Origin of the sequence: Ruegeria atlantica, assembly GCF_013032505.1 — a bacterium.
Taxonomy (GTDB): domain Bacteria; phylum Pseudomonadota; class Alphaproteobacteria; order Rhodobacterales; family Rhodobacteraceae; genus Ruegeria; species Ruegeria atlantica_F.
Genome location: NZ_WQCG01000004.1, coordinates 54,079 through 73,687 on the forward strand (window position 1 = coordinate 54,079; position 19,609 = coordinate 73,687).

The window sequence follows — 19,609 nt, forward strand, 5'->3', positions numbered from 1 at the left end:
TACGTGATTTGGAGCTCCGCAATTTCAGCCACTTCTTTCCAATTCCGCAAAACGGAGATCAAACGTTCCACGCAATAGCCTTTGAAACAATTCAGAAACAAAGCCTTGCGGTGAAAAGAAGCACGCTTCTGGTTGGGTAAACCCACCAACAAAACGCATGACCGGTTCGGATTGCACTTGACATGTCGGTCAAAAAGCTGACTAAAAACATCAACAAAAAATATCCGACTTTTTTAGTCTGAAAATGAAGAGGGATCTCATGTCTAAGTCCAACCTGAATTTCACCTCGGCGCTCGTTGCCGCGACGCTCTTCAGCAGCGCTGCGTTTGCTGAGCAAGCCTATGGTCCGTTCCCCGTCACCGTGAAGGGGTATTCTGGCGACAAAACCGATTCCGTATCCTATTCGGGTCAGATTGCGCGCCACGTTCTGCACGACAGCCTGAAGAAAGCCGCTGCAAAAGGTGACGGTGGCAACAATGCAGCCGAAGTCGAAGCGCTGATGCTGGCCTATTTCAACGGATCCGAAGAAGATCTGGAAATCATCGCCCCGGTCTCGAAAGACGGCTTTCCAGTCAAGCAAGCTACTGTAAATGAAATCTCCAAGGGCAAGAACATCTCGGGCAAGTTCTATAACGGCGCAATGACCGCTTGGCCTGGCAATCAGTCGGGTGTCGACGTTGCGCTGCAGATGATCAAGATGGCCGCCGCGTCCGAACAGGGTTACGACCCAGTCAACGGGATGGACTGGGGTCAGCTGATCTCAAAATTCACGCTGGGCGCGATGGCGTATAACCAGGCGGTCGACAACTATCTGGACGAAAAACTGGAAGCCGACAACAAGCCCAACGACAAGCCCTATTCCGAGGGCGCGCATTACACAGGCAAAGAACATTCATGGGATGAGGCGTTCGGTTACTTCGGTGCCGCGGCGCATTCCGTGACCCTGTCCCCCGAGCAAAACTATGCCGTGTCCAAGCAAAAGGACCTGGCAGCAGCGGACGCCAATGGCGATGGCGTCATCGACCTGAAGACTGAGTTTGTCTTTGGTCCGGCATATTACGCCGCAGGTGCTGATAAAGGTGGCAATAAGAACACCCAGTACATGACCACCATCTTCAACGCCTTCCGCGACGGCCGCGCGCTGATTGCCTCGGCAAATGGCGAAGCGCTGACCGATGAACAGCGTGCCGAGTTGAAGAACTATGCCGATATCATCGAAACCAACTGGGAAAAGACGCTGGCTGAAGCCACGTTCAAATATGCCGGTTCGGTTTACAAAGACATCGACAAGATCAAATCGGGCGAAGACAGCGACAAAGCGCTGCGTAACTACGTCAAGCATTGGGGTGAGCTGAAAGGCTTCTCGATGGCGCTGCAGTCGGGCAAGAACAACCTGGGCGCAACCGCGATCGACCTGAACTGGCTGATCGGCTTTGGCCCGGCGATGCCGGACGGGAAGATGGTGTCTGACATTGACGCAGACGGCAACTTTGTACGTGGCCGTGAAATGACGCTGGACGACTATCAGGTCAACATGCTGAAAGTTCAGAAACTGCTGATCGAAAAATTCGGCATCGAATCCCGCGCCAATGACGCCACGGCTGATTTGGCCGCTCTGGCGGACAAGCTGGGCGAAAACGCGTCGGCAGAAAACGACTAAGGATCCTGCGATTCTAATCCGGCGGCGCGCATAAAGGCGCCGCCGGACAGCAAGCCGAAAGGCACCACTTGGATATTATCGAGTATATAGGCTCTGTCCTGACCGATTTTTCCAACCCCAAGAAGCGTGTCTTTTTGGGGTATTTGTTTTTGACAGTCCTCATTGCGCTGGTTTGGCTGATTGCGGTCCGAAGGTCGTCATTCAAGCTGGCGCTGCAGCAGATATTTGACCGAAAAATCCTGTTTTCGCGTTCGGCAAAGGCGGACTACAAGATTTTCCTGATAAACCGCGTGTTCACGATGTTCATCTCGCCACTGCTGGTGACACAGCTGGCGATTGCAACGGCTCTATACTACGCGCTGCATGACATTGCATTCCTGCAAAGGGGCGTATTCTCGGACGCCCCGATAGGTGTGATTGTTGCCCTGTTCACAGTTACGATCTTCATTCTTGATGATTTTACCAAATACCTTCTGCACAGATGGATGCACCATTGGCCCCTGCTGTGGGCCATCCACAAAACCCATCATTCGGCCGAGACTCTGACACCGATCACGGTCTACAGAACGCACCCGCTGGAGGGTATTCTCTTTAGCCTGCGCAGCGCGGTGGCGCAGGGGACGACGATGGCGGTTTTCCTGTTCCTGTTCGGCAGTGCGGTGGACCTCTATACGGTTCTTGGTGTGAACGTCATGTCCTTTGTCTTTCATGTGACGGGATCCAACCTCAGGCACTCGCACATATCGATCCAGTATTGGCCCTGGTTGGAACACATCTTGATATCACCTGCGCAGCATCAGGTGCATCACTCAATCGCACGTAAGCATCATGATAAGAATTTTGGTGTCGCGCTGGCCATTTGGGACTGGGTGTTCGGGTCTTTGTACCTGTCGCGGCGCGACGAAGATTTGAAATTTGGCTTGCAACCGTCTGAGGCACATCCGTCACGCTTGATGGATATCTATCTTCGACCCTTTGTGGATATCACACGGATTTTAAGGCGAAGATTTGGGCGGCTGCGGGACGCTGTCGAAAGGCGCTCACTTCGGAACGACTAAGCCTTTTCTAATGCACTGTTAGTGCCTGAGAAAATCGTGCCCTAATTCAAACGGGAATCGTCAGGAAAGTGACAAATACCTGTTTCAAAACAAATATTTGACTGTTTTGGGTTCCGTCGGTCAGGTGATAGCATTGAGCCTAAAAAAGTTGTTTCCGCACCAGTTTTTAGACACAGCCAAGGAGTTTCATCATGAAAGGTGACAAAAAGGTAATTGAGTACCTGAACAAAGCTCTGCGCCACGAACTGACGGCCGTCAGCCAGTACTGGCTGCACTACCGCCTGCAAGACGATTGGGGTCTTGGCAGCATGGCCAAGAAAAGCCGCGAAGAATCCATCGAAGAGATGGAGCACGCTGACAAACTGATCGAGCGTATTATCTTTCTGGAAGGCCATCCCAACCTGCAAAAACTTGACCCCCTGCGGATTGGTGAAAATCCCCGGGAAACGCTGGAATGCGATCTTGCTGCGGAACAAAGCGCGCGCGCACTTTATAAAGAAGCGCGGGACGTCTGCAAAGAGGCCGGAGATTATGTCTCGATGAGTTTGTTCGAAAGCCTGATGTCGGACGAAGAAGGCCATATCGACTTCCTCGAGACTCAGATCGAATTGTATGACCGCGTCGGAGCCGAGCTCTTCGCGCAACTAAACGCAACCAAAATGGAAGATGCCGAATAGTTGCTCCTGATGGCACAGGCTTTGCGATACCCGCCAAGGAAGTGGGTATCGCGTGCTTATGCGCACTCTTGCACGCCGAGGCCTATCAGGTACTCACCGGTCACAAACAAAAGCTCGTTGGGCCCGGCGAACCGCGCCTTGGACATGAACCAGTTTCTGACAGGACTTGGGTAGTAGCTCGACAGTGACGCGCTTTTTCTGGCGAACTCATCTGCCGACATCTTTTTCCGATTCGAACGATGGGGACCGTGAAACCCGAAGATCGTCTGGGGCGAAATACAGACATCGTCCGCGCCCAGCAGCATGGTGCAGCTAGAGTGGCAGTAATCTCCAATGATTTGAAACTGCGCGTCGGTTCGGTTGGCGATTTCTATCTGGACCATGCGATCCACTATCCGCCCACCCGGATCATTGCCGACCTGTATCTCTTTTGAGGTTGCCGCCACGCTCATCAGAAAGAGCGCCGCCAAAGCTGCCATGATGTTTCTCATCCGCCCGCCTGCTCAAGGGTGGAGTTTTCGTTTTTCTATTTCCTACCAGAAAATCGGCCTCGCCGGAACGTCACGCCCGTACGTAAGCGTGTCCTGTGCTTTCAAAGACCCACCCTGAACCAGAGGAAGTCTGCGGATTTCCAAACATGGCACTTGCAGCTTTTCAAGCAACCAAGCTTTTTGGGTGTTGCGTATCCTGCCTCAGGCGCGTTTTTCGCCGATGGATACAACGCCCAGGACGGACAAAACTTTGGCCTCGATCTGCTCGGCATTCAGGCCCGCAACCGTATACATATCCGCAGGGTTGGCCTGGTCGATAAAGGTGTCGGGCAAAACCATGGACCGATATTTGAGGCCTTGGTCAAAAACGCCTTCATCCGCCAAAAGCTGGGCAACATGACTGCCAAAGCCGCCAATGGCACCCTCTTCGATGGTGATCAACGCTTCGTGGTTGGCGGCCAGATCCAATATCAAATCGCGGTCCAGCGGTTTGGCGAACCTGGCGTCGGCGATCGTCGGTGTGATCCCGCGTGCGGCCAGAGCCTCGGCTGCCTTTTGCACTTCAGCCAGCCGGGTTCCGAATGACAACAGCGCGACGCGCGCGCCTTCCTGGATGATCCGGCCTTTGCCGATTTCCAAAACCTCACCGCGTTCGGGCAAGTCGACGCCGACGCCTTCCCCGCGTGGGTAGCGAAAGGCGATAGGGCCATCGTCATGCGCCACCGCGGTGGCCACCATATGCACCAACTCGGCCTCATCCGCTGCGGCCATGACAACAATGCCGGGCAGGTTGGACAAATAAGCGATATCGAATGACCCGGCGTGGGTTGCACCATCCGCACCCACCAGACCGGCACGGTCTATGGCGAAACGCACGGGCAGGCGCTGAATGGCCACGTCATGCACGACCTGATCATAACCGCGCTGCAAAAAGGTGGAGTACATTGCGCAAAACGGTTTCATACCCCCGGCCGCCAGCGCGGCGGCGAAGGTTACGCCGTGTTGCTCGGCAATCGCCACATCAAAACAGCGCGATGGGTAGCGTTCGGCAAACAGGTTCAGCCCGGTGCCGTCGGGCATCGCAGCGGTCACGGCGACGATCTTGTCATCCCGCGCGGCTTCTTCAACCAGCGCCTTGCCAAAAACAGATGTGTAGGACGGAGCATTCGATGGCGCTTTTTTCTGTTCGCCCGTTACTACGTCGAATTTCGCGGTAGCGTGGCCCTTGTCGCGGGCTTGCTCAGCAGGGGCGTAGCCCTTGCCCTTTTTTGTCAGCACATGAATCAGGATCGGACCGGCCGCGCGCGCCTTAACCGTTCGCAGGACGGGTAACAGCTGATCCATGTCGTGTCCGTCGATCGGGCCGAGATAGGAAAAACCCAGCTCCTCGAACAACGTTCCCCCCACGGCCATGCCCTTAAGCATCTCTTTGGCCCGTTTTGCCCCCTCGCGGAACGGTTCCGGCAGCAGGGAAACCGCGCCTTTGGCGGCGGCTTTCAGATCATGAAAGGGTTCTTCGGCGTAAATGCGCGACAGGTAATTTGACAGCGCGCCCACCGGTGGGGCGATGCTCATCTCGTTGTCATTCAGGATGACGATCAGGCGTTTTTTCAGATGGCCTGCGTTGTTCATCGCCTCAAAGGCCATACCCGCAGACATCGAACCGTCGCCGATCACGGCAATCGCGTCGCCCAGACCTTCAGGTGTTACGCCGCCCAGATCGCGGGCAACAGCGAAACCCAGTGCGGCGCTGATCGAGGTTGAACTATGTGCCGCGCCAAACGGGTCATAGGGGCTTTCACTGCGTTTGGTAAAACCACTTAGCCCGTCCTTCATCCGAAGCGTGCGGATACGGTCGCGCCGCTCAGTCAGGATTTTGTGCGGATAGCACTGGTGACCAACGTCCCAGATGATCTTGTCGCGCGGCGTATCGAATACAGCGTGCAGAGCGGTTGTCAGTTCAACAACACCCAGACCCGCGCCCAGATGTCCGCCGGTAACAGACACGGCCGAGATCGTCTCAGACCGTAATTCCTGGGCCACCTGATGCAGCTGCGCGTCCGAAAACTGCTTGAGATCCGCGGGGCGGTTCACAAGGTCCAGCAGGGGCGTGTTCGGGCGGTCAGACATATGGCGTTCCTGGCTTAGCTGTCCCGGGCAATAACGAAGCGTGCTGCGTCCTTCAAGGTACCAGCCTTTGCACCGTACCCATCCAACGCTGCACAGGCCTGTTCTACCAAATCTGCAGCACGCGTCTTAGCGGCGTCCAGACCCATCAGCGATACAAACGTGGCCTTGCCGGCATCGGTGTCCTTTTGCAGTCGTTTTCCGGCCTTCTCAGCATCACCTTCGATATCCAGAATGTCATCCGCGATTTGAAAAGCAAGGCCAAGTGATTGGGCATATTGGCGCAAGGGTTCAGGATCCGCTTGGGCCAGCCGCGCACCGGCGCAGGCGGACCATTCGATCAGAGCACCGGTTTTGCCCGCCTGCAACTTGGTGATCTGCTCCAGAGATAGGGGCGCGGCCGCTGTTTCGGCCGCCATATCCAGCGCCTGGCCCAAAACCATCCCTTGCGCGCCGCTGGCTTTGGCAAGCGTCAGAGCCAAATCTGCGCGAACCTCGGAATTTCCAACCTCGGGCCGGACGCACAGCTCGAAGGCCAGCGTCTGAAGCGCGTCCCCAGCCAAAACGGCGGTGCCGTCGTCCCATTTCACATGGACTGTCGGGCGCCCGCGCCGCAGATCGTCATCATCCATGCAGGGTAGGTCATCATGAACCAACGAATAGGCGTGCAGCGCCTCGATCCCTGTTGCGGGCCAGATCGCCTTTGCGTCATCGACGCCGTGCATCCGCGCGCTTTCCAGCACCAGAAACCCGCGCAACCGCTTGCCGCCTTGGGTGGTGTAGGCCATCGCCCGGGTCACGTCCAAATCGTCCAGCGCGTTCAGAACCAGATCGAACTGAGCCTGAATCCGCGCGGCATCCTGCGCCAGAACTTCTTTGAACATTTACTGACCTTCGACAGGCGTCGTCCCGGTTGGCTGCCCGTTGGCATCCAAGGTGATCGCCGCCACTTTTTCCTCGGCTCGCTTGAGCTCATCTTCACAGCGTTTTTTTAGTGCGGCACCACGTTCATATAGCGCGATGGACTGATCCAGCGCCACGTCGCCACGCTCCAACTGGCCGACAACGGCCTCAAGCTCCTTCATCGCTTGTTCGAATGTCATCTGATCTACAGGAGTATCGGTCATCGGGCTGCCTTCATCAGTTCTTCCACATGGGCACGAGTGGCCTCGGCAAGGGCGTTCAGATCATACCCGCCCTCCAAAGTCGAGACGATACGACCTTCACACAGCTCATCGGCGATCTTGCACAGCGCGGCCGTGACCCAAGCAAAATCGCCTGTCGACCAGTTCAAGTTGGCCAGCGGATCGTCCTGATGCGCATCAAAACCTGCCGAGATGATGATCAGTTCCGGCTTGAATGCGCGCAGTCTCGGGAAGGCTTGCGTTTCATAAGCTGTCCGCATCTCGGCCCCACCTGTGCCGGGCGCCAACGGGATGTTTAAAACGGTCTCATAAGCGCCGGTTTCGTCCGGGCGCCCTGATCCGGGCCACAGTGGCATTTGCTGGCTGGTGATCACCAGTGCACGTCTTTCATCCCACAGCAGATCCTGCGTGCCATTTCCGTGGTGAACGTCGAAATCAACGACAGCTACGCGCTTCAATCCATGATGATCTAATGCGTGCTTGGCCGCCAGCGCGGCGTTTCCAAACAGGCAGAACCCCATTGCCGTTTCGGTTTCGGCGTGGTGACCGGGCGGGCGGATGGCGCAAAACGCATTCGAGGCTTCGCCACCCAAAACCATATCTACCGCCCGCACAACTGCACCGGCAGCCCGGTAAGCTGCGTCCACCGACCCCGGGGACATGAAGGTATCGCCGTCAATCTGTTTGAAGCCATCGGTGGGTCTGTTATTACGGATTTCACGGATATGGCTTTCCGGATGCACGCGCAGCAAGTCGTCATCCGCTGCCAAAGGGGCGGTTACACGCGTCAGTTCCAAGCCTTCTAATGCGTGAAGAATGTGCTCTAATCGTGCCACTCGCTCGGGGTGACCTTGCGGTGTCACGTGATCAAGGCAATCGGCGTGGGTCAAAAGGGCGGTTGTCATCGGGATCCCATCTTCATCTGGCCAAAATTATCCTCGCCCAAGGCAAGAAGGCGCCGCGGCTGAATCAATCAGGTGCCAGCATATATCCGGCGCCACGGACGGTCTGCAGGTAACGCGGCTGCTTGGGGTCCTGTTCGATCTTGCGGCGCAGACGGGTGATCTGAACGTCCACCGCGCGTTCCTGCGCCTGACCCTTGTCGCGGCCCAGATCTTCGACCAGTTTGGTTCGGCTGATCGGCTCTCCGGGTTGGGCCGAGAAAATCTTCATCAACTGACTTTCTGTCGCCGTTAGGCGCACCGGGTCTTCGCCCTGCCACATCTCGCCACGTTCGATATCATACCGGATCGGGCCAAGGTTCAGTATCTTTGCCGTCGCATCCTGCGCGGGTGTTTCCGGCATCCGCCGCAAGATCGCGTTGATCCGCAGCAGCAGTTCTTTGGGCTCAAATGGTTTCGCCAGGTAGTCATCCGCACCAGCCTCAAGCCCGGCTATGCGGTGCTCGGTTTCGCCGCGTGCTGTCAGCAGCAGGATCGGAGTTGCATGAGTCTCCCGCAGGGCTTTCGTCAGGCTGACGCCATCTTCGCCCGGCATCATCACGTCGAGCACGATCATGTCGAAATCCAGCCCCGACAACACTCGTCGCGCATGCGCTGCATCTCGCGCGGCCGTCACCAAAAATCCGTTCCGCATCAGAAACTTTTTCAACAGGTCACGAATGCGCTCATCATCGTCGACGATCAGCAGATGGGCGTCCATATCGCTCATGAGGTGGTTTCCCGCAGTTTCGTATAGGCATGACGCATATCAGCATCCATCATCGCTTCAAGCACTTTACGAAACCCCGACACCGCCTCAGGGCCCGCCTCTTTATAGGCTGCGCGCATCCGTACGCGCTGGGCCTCGGACAGTTTTGCTTCAAGCGACTTGCCCTGTTCTGTCAGAAATAGGTGTCTTTCACGTTTGTCCACTGATCCGACCCGGCTTTCCACAAGCCCATCTTCGATCAGCGTGCGCAGAACACGGTTTAGAGACTGTTTTGTTACCCCGAGGATGGCCAGCAGATTATTGACCGTCGTCCCCGGTGCACGGTTGATGAAGTGGATTGCCCGGTGATGCGCCCGTCCATAGGCCATTTCGGTCAATATGCGATCAGGGTCAGCGGTAAAACCGCGATAGGCGAAAAACATCGCCTCAATTCCTTGCCGCAACTGCTCGTCGGTCAAAAACAACAGGCTCTCGCCACCAAAGGCTGGGGCGGGACGGGTATCCGACATAGTATGCCTCATTCGTTACTCTATTCGAGTTTATGTCAGCGTTATTGACATTCCAAGAGTGGACAGGTATCGAATCGCAGTTTTTGCGTAACTTTATGTCCGAAACGGACTTAATTGGCGCAATAATCGGAAATTTGTCCCAGGTCAGGAGGTTTCGCATGGCGGGGTATGATGATCGTGACGGTGTCATCTGGTTGGATGGCAAACTGGTGCCCTGGCGCGAAGCCAATGTGCACATCCTGACCCATGCGATGCACTATGCGTCTTCGGTGTTCGAAGGTGAGCGTGCTTATAACGGCAAGATTTTCAAAAGTCGCGAACATTCTGAGCGCCTGATTGCTTCGGCCGAAGCGCTGGATATGCCGATGCCCTATTCGGTGGACGATATCGAGGCCGCCAAAGAAGAAGCTCTGAAAGCCAGCGGCTTGCAGGACGCCTATGTCCGGGCACTGGTCTGGCGCGGTTCGGGCGACGATATGGGTGTGGCATCGGCTAAGAACCCCGTCCGAATGGCCGTGGCTGTTTGGCCGTGGGGTGCCTATTATGGCGACGCCAAGATGCAGGGCGCCAAGCTGGATATCGCGGAATGGAAACGCCCAAGCCCGGAAACCATCCCGGTTCACGCCAAGGCGGCGGGTCTTTATATGATCTGCACCATCTCGAAACATAAGGCCGAGGCCAAAGGTTGCTCGGACGCGCTGTTCATGGATTGGCGCGGCTACGTGGCCGAGGCGACCGGGGCGAATGTGTTCTTCGTGAAAGATGGTGAGGTTCATACACCTCTGGCCGATTGCTTCCTGAACGGGATCACCCGCCAGACCGTCATTCAGATGCTTAAGGACAAAGGCATCACTGTTCACGAACGCCGCATCAAGCCCGAGGAAATGGCCGATTTCGAACAGTGCTGGCTGACCGGGACGGCAGCCGAGGTCACGCCGGTTGGCCAAATCGGCGACTATACGTTTGAGGTCGGAGATCTGACTCGTGAGATCGCGGCAGATTATGAGGCGCTCGTGCGCGCTTGATCGGACTTGCAGCTGTGATTGAAGCCCTTGCGTTTTCGCGGGGGCTTTTTCATTGCCGTACGTTCAAGAATCCTTGCAGATCGTTCACATAGCTGGACGAACGCGCGGCCGTGTCTATCTTAATCCAATGTTGGATTTACTTAGCGATATTCTCACCCGCCTGTCCTTGAAGGGCACATTCTACTTTCGAACCTCGTTTACGCCGCCGTTTGGCATACAGGTGCCGGCCTATCAAAACGTGGCCCGATTTCACTTTGTACAGCGTGGCGAGTTAAAGGTATTCGTCTCTAATACAGGGGAATCTTTGCGTCTCAAGCAGGGCGATCTGATCCTGATCCCGCACGGATCTGCCCACGCGCTGCTGTGCAATGAGGTCCAGCCAATGGATGCCCTGCCGCTTGAACAGGTGTTGGAAGATGCTGGATATCAGGGTGATGGAGTTCTGGTTTACGGCGGCGAAGATAAAAGCCGCGATACGCAACTGATCTGCGGTCATTTCTCATTCACAGGACCGCCGGGGCGAAAGGGAACCGGGCATATGCTGATAGACCGGCTTCCCTCTTACATCCTGATTGAAAACTATGGTGAGGAAGCCGGGGCCTGGATCGAAGCAACTCTGCGCATGATCGGGTCCGAGATTAACGGAGCGCGGATAGGGGGTGACCTTATTGCGCTGAAACTGTCCGAAGTCTTGTTTGCACAGGCCATTCGCGCCCATCTTGAACATCAAAGCCCCAGCGACACAGCTTTGGCCGGATTTGCAGATCCCCGTATCTCGCGGGCGTTGACTGCGGTTCACCAATCGCCCGCGAAAGAGTGGAGCGTTGAGACCCTGGCACGCGAGGCGGGAATGTCACGCACCGCCTTCGCGCAACTCTTTGCGGAGAAGATGGCGACCACGCCTATGCAATACCTGACTGATTGGCGGATGCAGATCGCGTGTCATGGCCTGATCGAGGCCCGCTGGAACGTGGCTGATGCAGCGGCCGAGGTGGGATATGCCTCGGAGGCCGCATTTTCGCGCGTGTTCAAAAAACAGGTTGGGGTGTCACCGGCAGCTTATCGATCAATGCACTGATCGAACCTGAGATCTGAACGATCTGCAATTTTTCGCGGACGATCCGGAATTAAACGTACCTGGTTCTTTTCCTAACTTGAGGGCATCCCAATTCAGGAAAGGAACTTTCATGTCTCTCCGCTTTGTCACCCGCAATATCCACGCCTATCTGGACTATCCTGTAGCTTTTGCACTGATTGGCCTGCCTTTTGTGCTTGGACTGGGACAATCCAACCCGATGGCGCTGTGGCTGTCGGTGGTCACCGGCGTTGCCGCTTTTGTCCTAACCGTTTTGACCGATCACCATTTGGGGATATGGCGCGTCCTTCCGTACAAGTTTCACTTGGCAGTCGATCTGCTGGTCGGCGTCGTGTTTCTGGCGGCGCCCGGCCTGTTTGGATTCTCGGGACTGGATGCGATCTATTACTGGCTGAACGGTGCTGCGGTTGTTGCAGTCATCTCGCTTAGCGCGCCAGAGCAGGGTGTTACTGCCTGATCCGAGCGCGCTTTGGCTTAAACTCAGCAGCAAATGTTCATTGGACCAATGCCGCCCGTCCCGCCGACGGGCGGCACTCTGTTTGGAAAAAATAGATACTAAATAGGGGGATTTTAGACGAGTTTGCTTCAAAGCACTTGCACTGTCGTCCACACGTGTGCGGTTCAACCCATATGCACCAATGGTTCGGCGATGATAATCAATCGGGCTGGGTGCGAAGTGTCAATTTTTGACCTTGCAATTTCCGACAAAAATAATCAGATAAATGGCAAGGCCAGATGCTTATGCATCCAGCACCGAATTTCGAGGCGGTCTGCGTGCATAGCACATGGTAACGTGAGGGCACGCCACCGTCTCGAAAACGACGCGTCACTTAGGCGTAAGCAAGGTACAGGGTTATAGGATGGGCGATCCGCTCGACGAAATCATGGCACGGCACGAAGCAGCAACCGCTTGCGGATGTTGCTGCGACGACGACTATTGCGCCTATGTCGACAAGCCAAATGCAGCACAAGATGACAAGGTTGAACAACCGCTGCCAGACAGCGCCGGCAGCCAACGCGGATCTGTCAGGTTTCTCAACGAGAACCCGCAAGCGTAACAGCCCCGGTTTGGGGCTTTTTAGACTCTGTTCTTAAAAATCCACACCGCGCTGGGCTTTGATTCCGGCCTGAAACGGATGCTTTTCCTCGGTCATTTCGGTGACCAGATCAGCATAGTCGCGCAGCGTCTGTGGGGCATCCCGACCCGTCAGGAACACACTGGTCTTGTCAGACCGTTCTTTTAGGCCATCGATGACTTGTTCAACGGACAGGTACTCGTATCGAAGCGCGATGTTGATCTCATCCAATACGACCAGATCGTACTCGCCGCTGGACATCAGGGCACGCGCCTTGTCGAAGGCGGCGTTTGCGGCGGCGATGTCGCGTTCACGGTCCTGAGTGTCCCAGGTGAAACCTTCGCCCATGGTGTGCCATGTCACCAGATCGCGTTCTTCGAAAAAACGACGCTCGCCGGTTTTCCATTTACCCTTGATAAATTGAACAACGGCGACCTTCTGGCCCCATCCCAAAGCGCGTATTACGACGCCGAATGCGGCAGAGGATTTGCCTTTACCTTTGCCGGTGTTGATCAGCACCAGACCGCGGTCCGGATCGACGGCCTCGGACACTTTCTTGCGGTGCTGGGCTTGCACCTTCTGCATCTTTTCCTTGTGATCTTGTGCGTCGCTCATGGGAAACCCTCATCTTCTGTTGGCCACACCCTAGGGGAAGTTCTGCAAAGGTAAAGGTCAGGCTTTGGGATCAGTGACCGAACGAGCCTTTCCGCGTTCCAAGCCCAAATGATGTTCGCGCCAGATCACCACGATGTTGCCCGCGATCACAAGTGCCGCACCGGCCAGCATCACCAATGTCGGCAATTCGCTGAACCAGACATAACCAATGACGATCGCAAAAATCATCGATGTATAATCGTAGGGCGCCAGCATCGAAGCCTGACCAAATCGATAGGATGAGGTCACCAGAATTTGGGCAACGCCACCGACTAGACCAGCCAGGATCAAGAACCCTGCTTGCTCCCATGTCGGAACAACCCAACCCCAAAAGATGGTCAGCCCGGACAGAATGGTCGCGGTCATCGAGAAATAGAACACGATGGCGGCGGGGTGGTCGACCTGCACCAACTGTCGGATATGAATTTGCACAAAGGCGCGGGCGACGGTCGCGCCCAGAATGCACAACGCGCCGATGGTGGCGGCCGCTTCCATGTTGTTGCCCCCAAGTCGAGGCCAAATCATGATCAGAACGCCCAACAGGCCGATGGCCACGGCGGCGATTCGAATGGTTCGGATGCGTTCACCCAACATAATCGCTGCAAGGATTAGGGTAAAAATAGGCGTGGCGTATCCAATTGCGGTGGCTTCGGGCAGCGGGATCAGGCCGAGGCCAGTGAAAGTCAGCCCCATCGCGGTGGTCCCAAGAACGCCGCGCCAAAAATGCCCGGAGGGTTTACGAACGACAAAGCCCTGAGCCAATTCTCCGCGCGCGATCAACCAAATCACAATTACCGGAATGGCGAATAGAGAGCGAAAGAAAACCATCTCGCCCGGCGGGAAGTGATCAGATTTGGCTTTGATTATCCCCGCCATGACGGTGAAAAGAAACACCGCGCTCGTTTTCAGAGCGACGGCCAATATAGGTCGATGCGATGTTAAGGGTTTTGCCATCGGCGCGAACCTGCGCTTTTGGCCGGGAAAGATCAACGCGTTGTTTACGGATTCGTCCAATCGGGTGGCAGAGGACTGCCGATCTCTTGGGCGAACTCTTCCAGAAACCGGATCATCCGTTGGATTCGTCGCTCGGCGATCTCTTTGCCGGTCTTTGTCAGCATGTCGCCGGGCAGGCGTAGCAGTTTGACCTTCCAGTGATCGATCGAAAAATGCAGGTCGTCCAGTGGGCGATTGGCAGCAAACGGATCCGCCGGGTCATAAAGCGACCGTCCCAACGCCCCGGATACCGAGAAGTTCCTTGCGACCCCAATGGCCCCCAACGCGTCCAGCCTGTCCGCATCGCGCAGGATGCAAGCCTCGGGCGTTTCCGGCGTGATGTTGGCCGAAAAACTATGTGCCTCGATCGCGTGTTTGATCGCTTGGACCTGATCTTCAGAATAGCCGAGATTGCCAAGAATAGGCTCTGATTCTTCTGCTGATCGGCGCGATGCCAAATGGCGATCCGGGTCATCTTTGGACAGGTTGACCAGATCATGCAGATAAGCCGCAGCCAGCAGCACAGGCATGTCGGTCTGATCATCGGCAATGGACTGGGCGTTTACCCAGACCCGGTCCAGATGGGCCAGGTCATGCGCGGGATCGGTTTCCATGCGCTGCGCAACGACGGCGCGCAAGCGCGTGCGCAGATCAGCCGATCCGTCCACGGTTTTCTCCGATCTGGCCGCGGTGCAGCAGCAGGTGGTCTAAGATCACACAGGCCATCATCGCCTCACCTACAGGAACGGCACGGATACCGACGCAGGGGTCATGGCGACCCTTGGTGATAATCTCGGTCTCTTCGCCGGACTTGGTAATGGTCTTGCGGGTGGTCAGGATCGACGATGTCGGTTTGACTGCGAACCGCACAACAACGTCCTGCCCGGTTGAGATTCCGCCAAGAATACCACCCGCGTGGTTTGAACTGTATTGGGGGCCATTCTGACCCATGAATATCTCATCGGCGTTTGCCTCACCCGTCAGTTCGGCGGCGGCCATACCTTCGCCGATCTCAACGCCTTTCACCGCGTTGATCGACATCATCGCAGCGGCCAGATCAGTGTCTAACTTGGCATAAACCGGCGCGCCGATCCCGGCAGGAACGCCGCGTGCCACAACCTCAACAATTGCGCCAACTGAGTTTCCAGACTTGCGCAGATCGTCCAGGTAAGCTGCCCAATCCTCGGCTGCTTGAGCATCGGGGGTCCAGAACGGGTTCTGTTCGATCTGGGACCAGTCAAAATTGTCCCGGTCGATCTTATGCGGCCCAATCTGAGTCATATAGCCGGTGATCTGCACGTTCGGAGCGATCTGTTTGATCGCCTCGCGCGCCAGACCGCCTGCCGCAACGCGAGATGCGGTTTCACGCGCCGAACTGCGCCCGCCGCCGCGATAGTCGCGGATACCGTACTTCTGCCAATAGGTAATGTCGGCGTGACCCGGACGGAACTTGTCCATGATGTCGCCGTAGTCTTTCGAGCGCTGATCGGTGTTTTCGATCATAAGCTGCACAGGCGTACCCGTGGTCTGGCCTTCGAACACGCCGGACAGGATTTTCACCTGATCGGGTTCGCGCCGCTGGGTGGTGAATTTGTTCTGACCAGGTTTACGCTTGTCCAGCCAATGCTGAATCATGCCCTCATCGATCGCAACGCCCGGAGGGCAGCCATCGACGGTCGCGCCCAACGCAGGTCCGTGGCTTTCACCCCAGGTGGTAACGCGGAAGAGGTGGCCAAAACTGTTCATCGACATGGGGCATGCTCCTTTGAGCGTCGTGATTAGCGGGCAAGGCCCTTGGCCTCAAGCGGATTTGCGGTTGGGGCGTGTTTGCCCCAACCCAATGAGCTTACGCAGCGGTGGCCAGTTGTGCGCGTGTCGCGTTGATTTTCAGCGCAGCTTGTGCGGCTTCGCGGCCTTTCTCCACAAAATGCGCGCGGTAGATGGTGTTGTGGTGATCGGTCTCCTGATACTGATGCGGCGTCAGGGAAACAGATAGGACCGGTACGCCTGTATCCATGCCAGCGCGCATCAACCCGTCTACAACGGCCTGAGCCACGAAATCGTGCCGGTAAATACCGCCATCCACGACAAACGCCGCGCAGGCCACCGCGGCATAGCGGCCGGTCTGGGCCAGATCGCGGGCCAGCAGCGGCATCTCAAACGCGCCGGGGACGTCGAAAACATCAACCTGATCGGCGGGGATGAGTTCCAGGAACCCTTCTAGAGCCTGATCGACAATATCGGAATGCCAGTTGGCTTTCACAAAAGCATAGCGGGTGTGTGTCATCATGATCTCCTTTCGCAACAGACACGTCACCCAAGGCGATCACGGGCAGGCGCAAGCCGAGGCCGACGCGCTGCACGTTCTCTTTCATCCGGACTGTAACCGTCGGCTCTGGTTTCTCACCAGATCTGCTGACACCCCGCATATTGGGGCCGCTCGCGGGCTTACGGGTCGCAACCCGCATACCGCCGGTGGGGAATTTCGCCCCGCCCTGAGAACGGGCGGACCTTGCCAATGTGCGAAGGGTTCTGCAAGAGGTTTTGCAGGAGGACAGCTATGCATCCCAATCCAGCATTTCGCGCGGAAGAGACTTCGCACCACATTGTCTTTGCACGGGACCGCGCGTTTGGGGTTCTGGCGATGTCGACGGACGAGGCTCCGCTGATCAGCCATGTGCCGTTTCTTCTGTCTGAGGATGGCGCGCTGGCCGAACTGCATCTTGTCAGGTCCAATCCGATCGCCCGCATATTGAAAGACTCTAGTACAGCGCGAATCGCGGTTACTGGACCAGACGGATATGTGTCACCGGATTGGTATGGGATCGACGATCAGGTTCCGACATGGAACTATGTCGCTGTCCACCTGACCGGTCAGCTGGAGCGCCGCCCGCCTGAGGAGTTGCTGGAACTGCTTAATCGCCAGTCTGCGTTCTACGAGGCACGCTTGCGGCCCAAGCCTCCTTGGACCACCGGCAAGATGAGCCCGGACGCGTTGGACAAGATGATGCGTATGATCGTGCCGTTTCGTTTTCATGTTGAAGACATTCAAGGCACCTGGAAGCTGAATCAAAACAAGCCCGATGCAGCCCGCCTGAGCGCGGCAGACCACATGGCCAACGAGGGAATCGGGTCCGAGCTTGAAGCTCTTCAAAAGTTGATGATCGGGAGTGAGCGGGACGCCAATTGACGGGTTTTGTTTTGCAAATGGTGCTGTAGAGTTCCGGCAATTCAGGGAGACCGCATATGAAACTCTATTTTAGCCCCACCTCGCCTTATGTTCGTAAAGTCATGGTTTTGTTGCATGAAACAGATCAGTTGCCGGATGTTGAGCTGCTGTCAGCTGTAACGACGCCGATGTCCCCGGCCGAGTCTTTGTTGGTCAAGGCTCCGCTGACAAAAGTGCCCGCGTTAGAGCGCCCCGATGGGCCGACTCTGTTCGACAGCCGTGTTATTTGCGCATTTTTGGACTCGCGCGCGCAGGCCGGGCTTTATCAGGACGGTGCTGCGCATTGGGATGTTCTTACGCTTGAGGCGTTGGCTGATGGCATTCTGGATGCGGCGTTGCTGATTACCTATGAAGGCCGAATGCGGCCCGAAGACAAGCAATGGGATGACTGGGCCGATGCACAGTGGGACAAGATCGAACGGGCCTGCGCCGCGCTGAACCAGCGCTGGATGGCCCATCTGTCAGGACCGCTCGATATGGGGCAGGTCGCGGTGGCTTGCGCGCTGGGCTATCTCGATTTTCGTCACGATGCTCGCGGCTGGCGTAAGGGTAACGACGCGCTGGCCGCTTGGTATGAGAAGTTTGCCGAGCGTCCCGGGATGATCGCAACGCAGCCGCCGGTCTGATCCGCGATTAATGCGCTGGTCATTCTGGTATCAGAATGACCACCGAGGCCCTCTATTCGCTGAAAGTCGCCAGATAGGCTGCGATGTCATCAGCGCCCTTCTTTATCTTGACGCTCATATTGGGGCGCGCGGTCTCGTCATCCAGATATTCCTGGATGAATACGATCGGGTTTTTGGAATACGTGGCAATATTCTCTTGCGTCCAAACCAGCCCTTCCTGACCCGCGCGGATCATGTCGTCGGTGAACATTCCGATGGGCAAACGCTCGCTTCCGTACAGGTAATCTGACTCGGTTCCGGCAACGCGACCGACGACCCCGTATAGATTCGGGCCGGTGATGCCACCTTTGACCAGAACTTGGCCATCTTTGATGATTGCATGGCAAGAAGAGCAGCGTTTGTAGAGTTTTTCGCCTTTTGCCGGATCGCCGGCCGCTATTGCCTGAGGAGAAATGGCCAGCGCGAGGGTCATGGTGGTTGCAAAGAGCTTTGACATAAGGGGGCGTCCTGTTGAGGTTGAGAATTCCCCGGCCATTCTTTCATGCGCGCACAAAGTGCAATCGAAATCGAGCACATCTATGTCTTTGTAAAATATCTATTTTTTATACAATATTTATCCTGCAACACATTCGCGGAAAGGGGAAATTTGCGTGGCAAAATATGGTCAGGATATTGCGATCTGATGCTCTGAATCCGGTTCGCGAGCTGATCGCGGGGTTGAACTTTCGCTATGATCGCGCAAACCGAATCACATTGAACCCGATTGTCCTTCAATGGCGGACTTTCCTGCTTAAACCTGTCCAAAACTTGAAAAATTGCCTTATGTTTGTGACATGAATGCCCGGTTGTGACGTACTGCGCGCCTATGACCGCTGGACGAACGGATTTCTCCCAGCTAGATAGCCGCGATGAGACACCGCATTCGTGCGGTGCGCGAGCTATTTGCCCGTACGCGGGCGCCAGAAAACCGGAGAAAACCTCGTGTCCCACGCAGAAGACCACGAAGGCACTCGCAGAGACTTCCTCTATTACGTCGCTGGCGGCGCAGGTGTCGTTGCGACGGGTGCAGCCGTATGGCCCCTGATCAATCAAATGAACCCATCGGCAGACGTTCAGGCGCTGTCCTCGATCCGCGTGGATGTGAGCGGCGTTGAGCCAGGTACGCAGTTGACCGTGAAATGGCTGGGTAAACCTGTGTTTGTCCGCCACCGCACCGGTGCCGAGATCCAGGAAGCGCAGGAGCAGGACGCCGAAGGCGTTGACGCACTGCCTGATCCGCTTGCCCGCAACTTCAACTTGAGCGCGGACGCACCTGCGACCGACGCGAACCGCGTGATGCCGTCGCCTGAGGGCGAAGCTCCGGGTGCATGGATTGTTCAGATGGGTGTTTGTACGCACCTCGGCTGTGTGCCTCTGGGCGACGCCGGTGATTTTGGCGGCTGGTTTTGCCCCTGCCACGGATCGCACTATGATTTGGCCGGACGTATCCGGAAAGGTCCCGCTCCGGAAAATCTGCCTGTTCCGCCCGCGGAATGGACTGACAACACTACCATCAAGCTCGGCTAAGGGAGA

At 56.4% G+C, this 19,609-nt stretch carries 23 protein-coding genes and 1 riboswitch; of the genes, 10 read left to right on the plus strand and 13 right to left on the minus strand.

Translation table 11 applies throughout. The features are described 5' to 3' along the window. The first annotated feature begins 259 nt into the window (after positions 1-259). The 3 genes from GOW92_RS15855 to bfr all read left to right on the plus strand — a co-directional run bounded on the left by GOW92_RS15855 (position 260) and on the right by bfr (position 3,395). Positions 260-1,660 (plus strand): DUF4856 domain-containing protein, encoded by a 1,401-nt coding sequence (locus tag GOW92_RS15855; protein WP_170561642.1) that lies wholly within the window; start codon positions 260-262, stop codon positions 1,658-1,660. 149 nt (positions 1,661-1,809) lie between these two features. Further along, positions 1,810-2,718 (plus strand): sterol desaturase family protein, encoded by a 909-nt coding sequence (locus GOW92_RS15860; protein WP_254453056.1) that lies wholly within the window; start codon positions 1,810-1,812, stop codon positions 2,716-2,718. Positions 2,719-2,909: 191 nt separating this feature from the next. Continuing rightward, positions 2,910-3,395: a bacterioferritin gene (gene bfr, locus GOW92_RS15865; protein WP_170561647.1), complete on the plus strand. Its 486-nt coding sequence runs from the start codon at positions 2,910-2,912 to the stop codon at positions 3,393-3,395. Between the two features lie 56 nt (positions 3,396-3,451). Here bfr and GOW92_RS15870 read toward each other — a convergent pair whose 3' ends face one another. From GOW92_RS15870 to GOW92_RS15900, 7 genes are all read right to left on the minus strand, one after another. Beyond that, positions 3,452-3,874, minus strand: a complete 423-nt coding sequence (locus tag GOW92_RS15870) for a hypothetical protein (protein WP_217356557.1) — start codon at positions 3,872-3,874, stop codon at positions 3,452-3,454. Positions 3,875-4,087: 213 nt separating this feature from the next. Continuing rightward, positions 4,088-6,016 (minus strand): 1-deoxy-D-xylulose-5-phosphate synthase, encoded by a 1,929-nt coding sequence (gene dxs / locus GOW92_RS15875; RefSeq protein ID WP_170561651.1) that lies wholly within the window; start codon positions 6,014-6,016, stop codon positions 4,088-4,090. A gap of 14 nt (positions 6,017-6,030) precedes the next feature. Further along, the gene (locus GOW92_RS15880) at positions 6,031-6,897 is read right to left on the minus strand and encodes a polyprenyl synthetase family protein (protein WP_170561653.1); all 867 of its coding nucleotides are present in this window, start codon (positions 6,895-6,897) and stop codon (positions 6,031-6,033) included. Continuing rightward, entirely contained in the window at positions 6,898-7,140 is a 243-nt protein-coding gene (locus tag GOW92_RS15885) for an exodeoxyribonuclease VII small subunit (protein ID WP_058272726.1), read from the minus strand. Then, a complete protein-coding gene (locus GOW92_RS15890; protein WP_170561655.1) occupies positions 7,137-8,063 on the minus strand; it encodes a histone deacetylase family protein in 927 nt (308 codons plus the stop codon). The genes GOW92_RS15885 and GOW92_RS15890 overlap by 4 nt, the downstream gene beginning before the upstream one ends. A 64-nt stretch (positions 8,064-8,127) precedes the next feature. Further along, on the minus strand, positions 8,128-8,829 hold the full coding sequence (locus tag GOW92_RS15895; RefSeq protein WP_170561657.1) for a response regulator: 702 nt from the start codon (positions 8,827-8,829) through the stop codon (positions 8,128-8,130). Beyond that, positions 8,826-9,338, minus strand: coding sequence for a MarR family winged helix-turn-helix transcriptional regulator (locus GOW92_RS15900; RefSeq protein ID WP_170561659.1), 513 nt, complete (start codon positions 9,336-9,338; stop codon positions 8,826-8,828). The genes GOW92_RS15895 and GOW92_RS15900 overlap by 4 nt, the downstream gene beginning before the upstream one ends. Before the next feature lie 158 nt (positions 9,339-9,496). Here GOW92_RS15900 and GOW92_RS15905 point away from each other — a divergent pair, with 158 nt between their 5' ends. The 4 genes from GOW92_RS15905 (at position 9,497) to GOW92_RS15920 (ending at position 12,517) form a co-directional block, all read left to right on the plus strand. Further along, positions 9,497-10,363, plus strand: a complete 867-nt coding sequence (locus tag GOW92_RS15905; protein ID WP_170561661.1) for a branched-chain amino acid aminotransferase — start codon at positions 9,497-9,499, stop codon at positions 10,361-10,363. 127 nt (positions 10,364-10,490) lie between these two features. After that, positions 10,491-11,441 (plus strand): AraC family transcriptional regulator, encoded by a 951-nt coding sequence (locus GOW92_RS15910; protein ID WP_170561664.1) that lies wholly within the window; start codon positions 10,491-10,493, stop codon positions 11,439-11,441. A 109-nt stretch (positions 11,442-11,550) separates the two neighbouring features. Continuing rightward, on the plus strand, positions 11,551-11,916 hold the full coding sequence (locus GOW92_RS15915; RefSeq protein WP_170561668.1) for an SPW repeat domain-containing protein: 366 nt from the start codon (positions 11,551-11,553) through the stop codon (positions 11,914-11,916). Positions 11,917-12,319: 403 nt separating this feature from the next. Then, on the plus strand, positions 12,320-12,517 hold the full coding sequence (locus tag GOW92_RS15920) for a hypothetical protein (RefSeq protein WP_170561670.1): 198 nt from the start codon (positions 12,320-12,322) through the stop codon (positions 12,515-12,517). A gap of 33 nt (positions 12,518-12,550) precedes the next feature. Here GOW92_RS15920 and cobO read toward each other — a convergent pair whose 3' ends face one another. The 5 genes from cobO to GOW92_RS15945 form a co-directional block, all read right to left on the minus strand. Continuing rightward, entirely contained in the window at positions 12,551-13,150 is a 600-nt protein-coding gene (gene cobO, locus GOW92_RS15925; protein ID WP_170561673.1) for a cob(I)yrinic acid a,c-diamide adenosyltransferase, read from the minus strand. Between the two features lie 57 nt (positions 13,151-13,207). Beyond that, positions 13,208-14,143 carry a DMT family transporter gene (locus tag GOW92_RS15930; RefSeq protein ID WP_170561676.1) on the minus strand — a complete coding sequence of 312 codons (936 nt, stop codon included), beginning with the start codon at positions 14,141-14,143 and terminating at the stop codon, positions 13,208-13,210. Between the two features lie 44 nt (positions 14,144-14,187). Then, a complete protein-coding gene (locus GOW92_RS15935) occupies positions 14,188-14,850 on the minus strand; it encodes an HD domain-containing protein (RefSeq protein WP_170561679.1) in 663 nt (220 codons plus the stop codon). After that, complete coding sequence (aroC, locus tag GOW92_RS15940) at positions 14,834-15,934, minus strand: chorismate synthase (protein ID WP_170561682.1); 1,101 nt, start codon at positions 15,932-15,934, stop codon at positions 14,834-14,836. The genes GOW92_RS15935 and aroC overlap by 17 nt, the downstream gene beginning before the upstream one ends. Before the next feature lie 94 nt (positions 15,935-16,028). Beyond that, positions 16,029-16,469, minus strand: coding sequence for a 6,7-dimethyl-8-ribityllumazine synthase (locus GOW92_RS15945; protein WP_170561685.1), 441 nt, complete (start codon positions 16,467-16,469; stop codon positions 16,029-16,031). 72 nt (positions 16,470-16,541) lie between these two features. Beyond that, a riboswitch (FMN riboswitch) is annotated at positions 16,542-16,689 on the minus strand. Positions 16,690-16,742: 53 nt separating this feature from the next. On the opposite strand from GOW92_RS15945, the gene GOW92_RS15950 reads away from it, so the two are divergent. Together GOW92_RS15950 and GOW92_RS15955 are read left to right on the plus strand one after the other, a co-directional pair. Next, entirely contained in the window at positions 16,743-17,372 is a 630-nt protein-coding gene (locus GOW92_RS15950; protein WP_170561688.1) for an FMN-binding negative transcriptional regulator, read from the plus strand. 56 nt (positions 17,373-17,428) lie between these two features. After that, the gene (locus GOW92_RS15955) at positions 17,429-18,037 is read left to right on the plus strand and encodes a glutathione S-transferase (protein ID WP_170561691.1); all 609 of its coding nucleotides are present in this window, start codon (positions 17,429-17,431) and stop codon (positions 18,035-18,037) included. A 52-nt stretch (positions 18,038-18,089) separates the two neighbouring features. Here GOW92_RS15955 and GOW92_RS15960 read toward each other — a convergent pair whose 3' ends face one another. After that, the gene (locus tag GOW92_RS15960; protein WP_254453057.1) at positions 18,090-18,533 is read right to left on the minus strand and encodes a c-type cytochrome; all 444 of its coding nucleotides are present in this window, start codon (positions 18,531-18,533) and stop codon (positions 18,090-18,092) included. A gap of 485 nt (positions 18,534-19,018) precedes the next feature. Here GOW92_RS15960 and petA point away from each other — a divergent pair, with 485 nt between their 5' ends. Beyond that, positions 19,019-19,603 carry a ubiquinol-cytochrome c reductase iron-sulfur subunit gene (gene petA, locus GOW92_RS15965; RefSeq protein WP_170561694.1) on the plus strand — a complete coding sequence of 195 codons (585 nt, stop codon included), beginning with the start codon at positions 19,019-19,021 and terminating at the stop codon, positions 19,601-19,603. Positions 19,604-19,609: the final 6 nt, after the last annotated feature.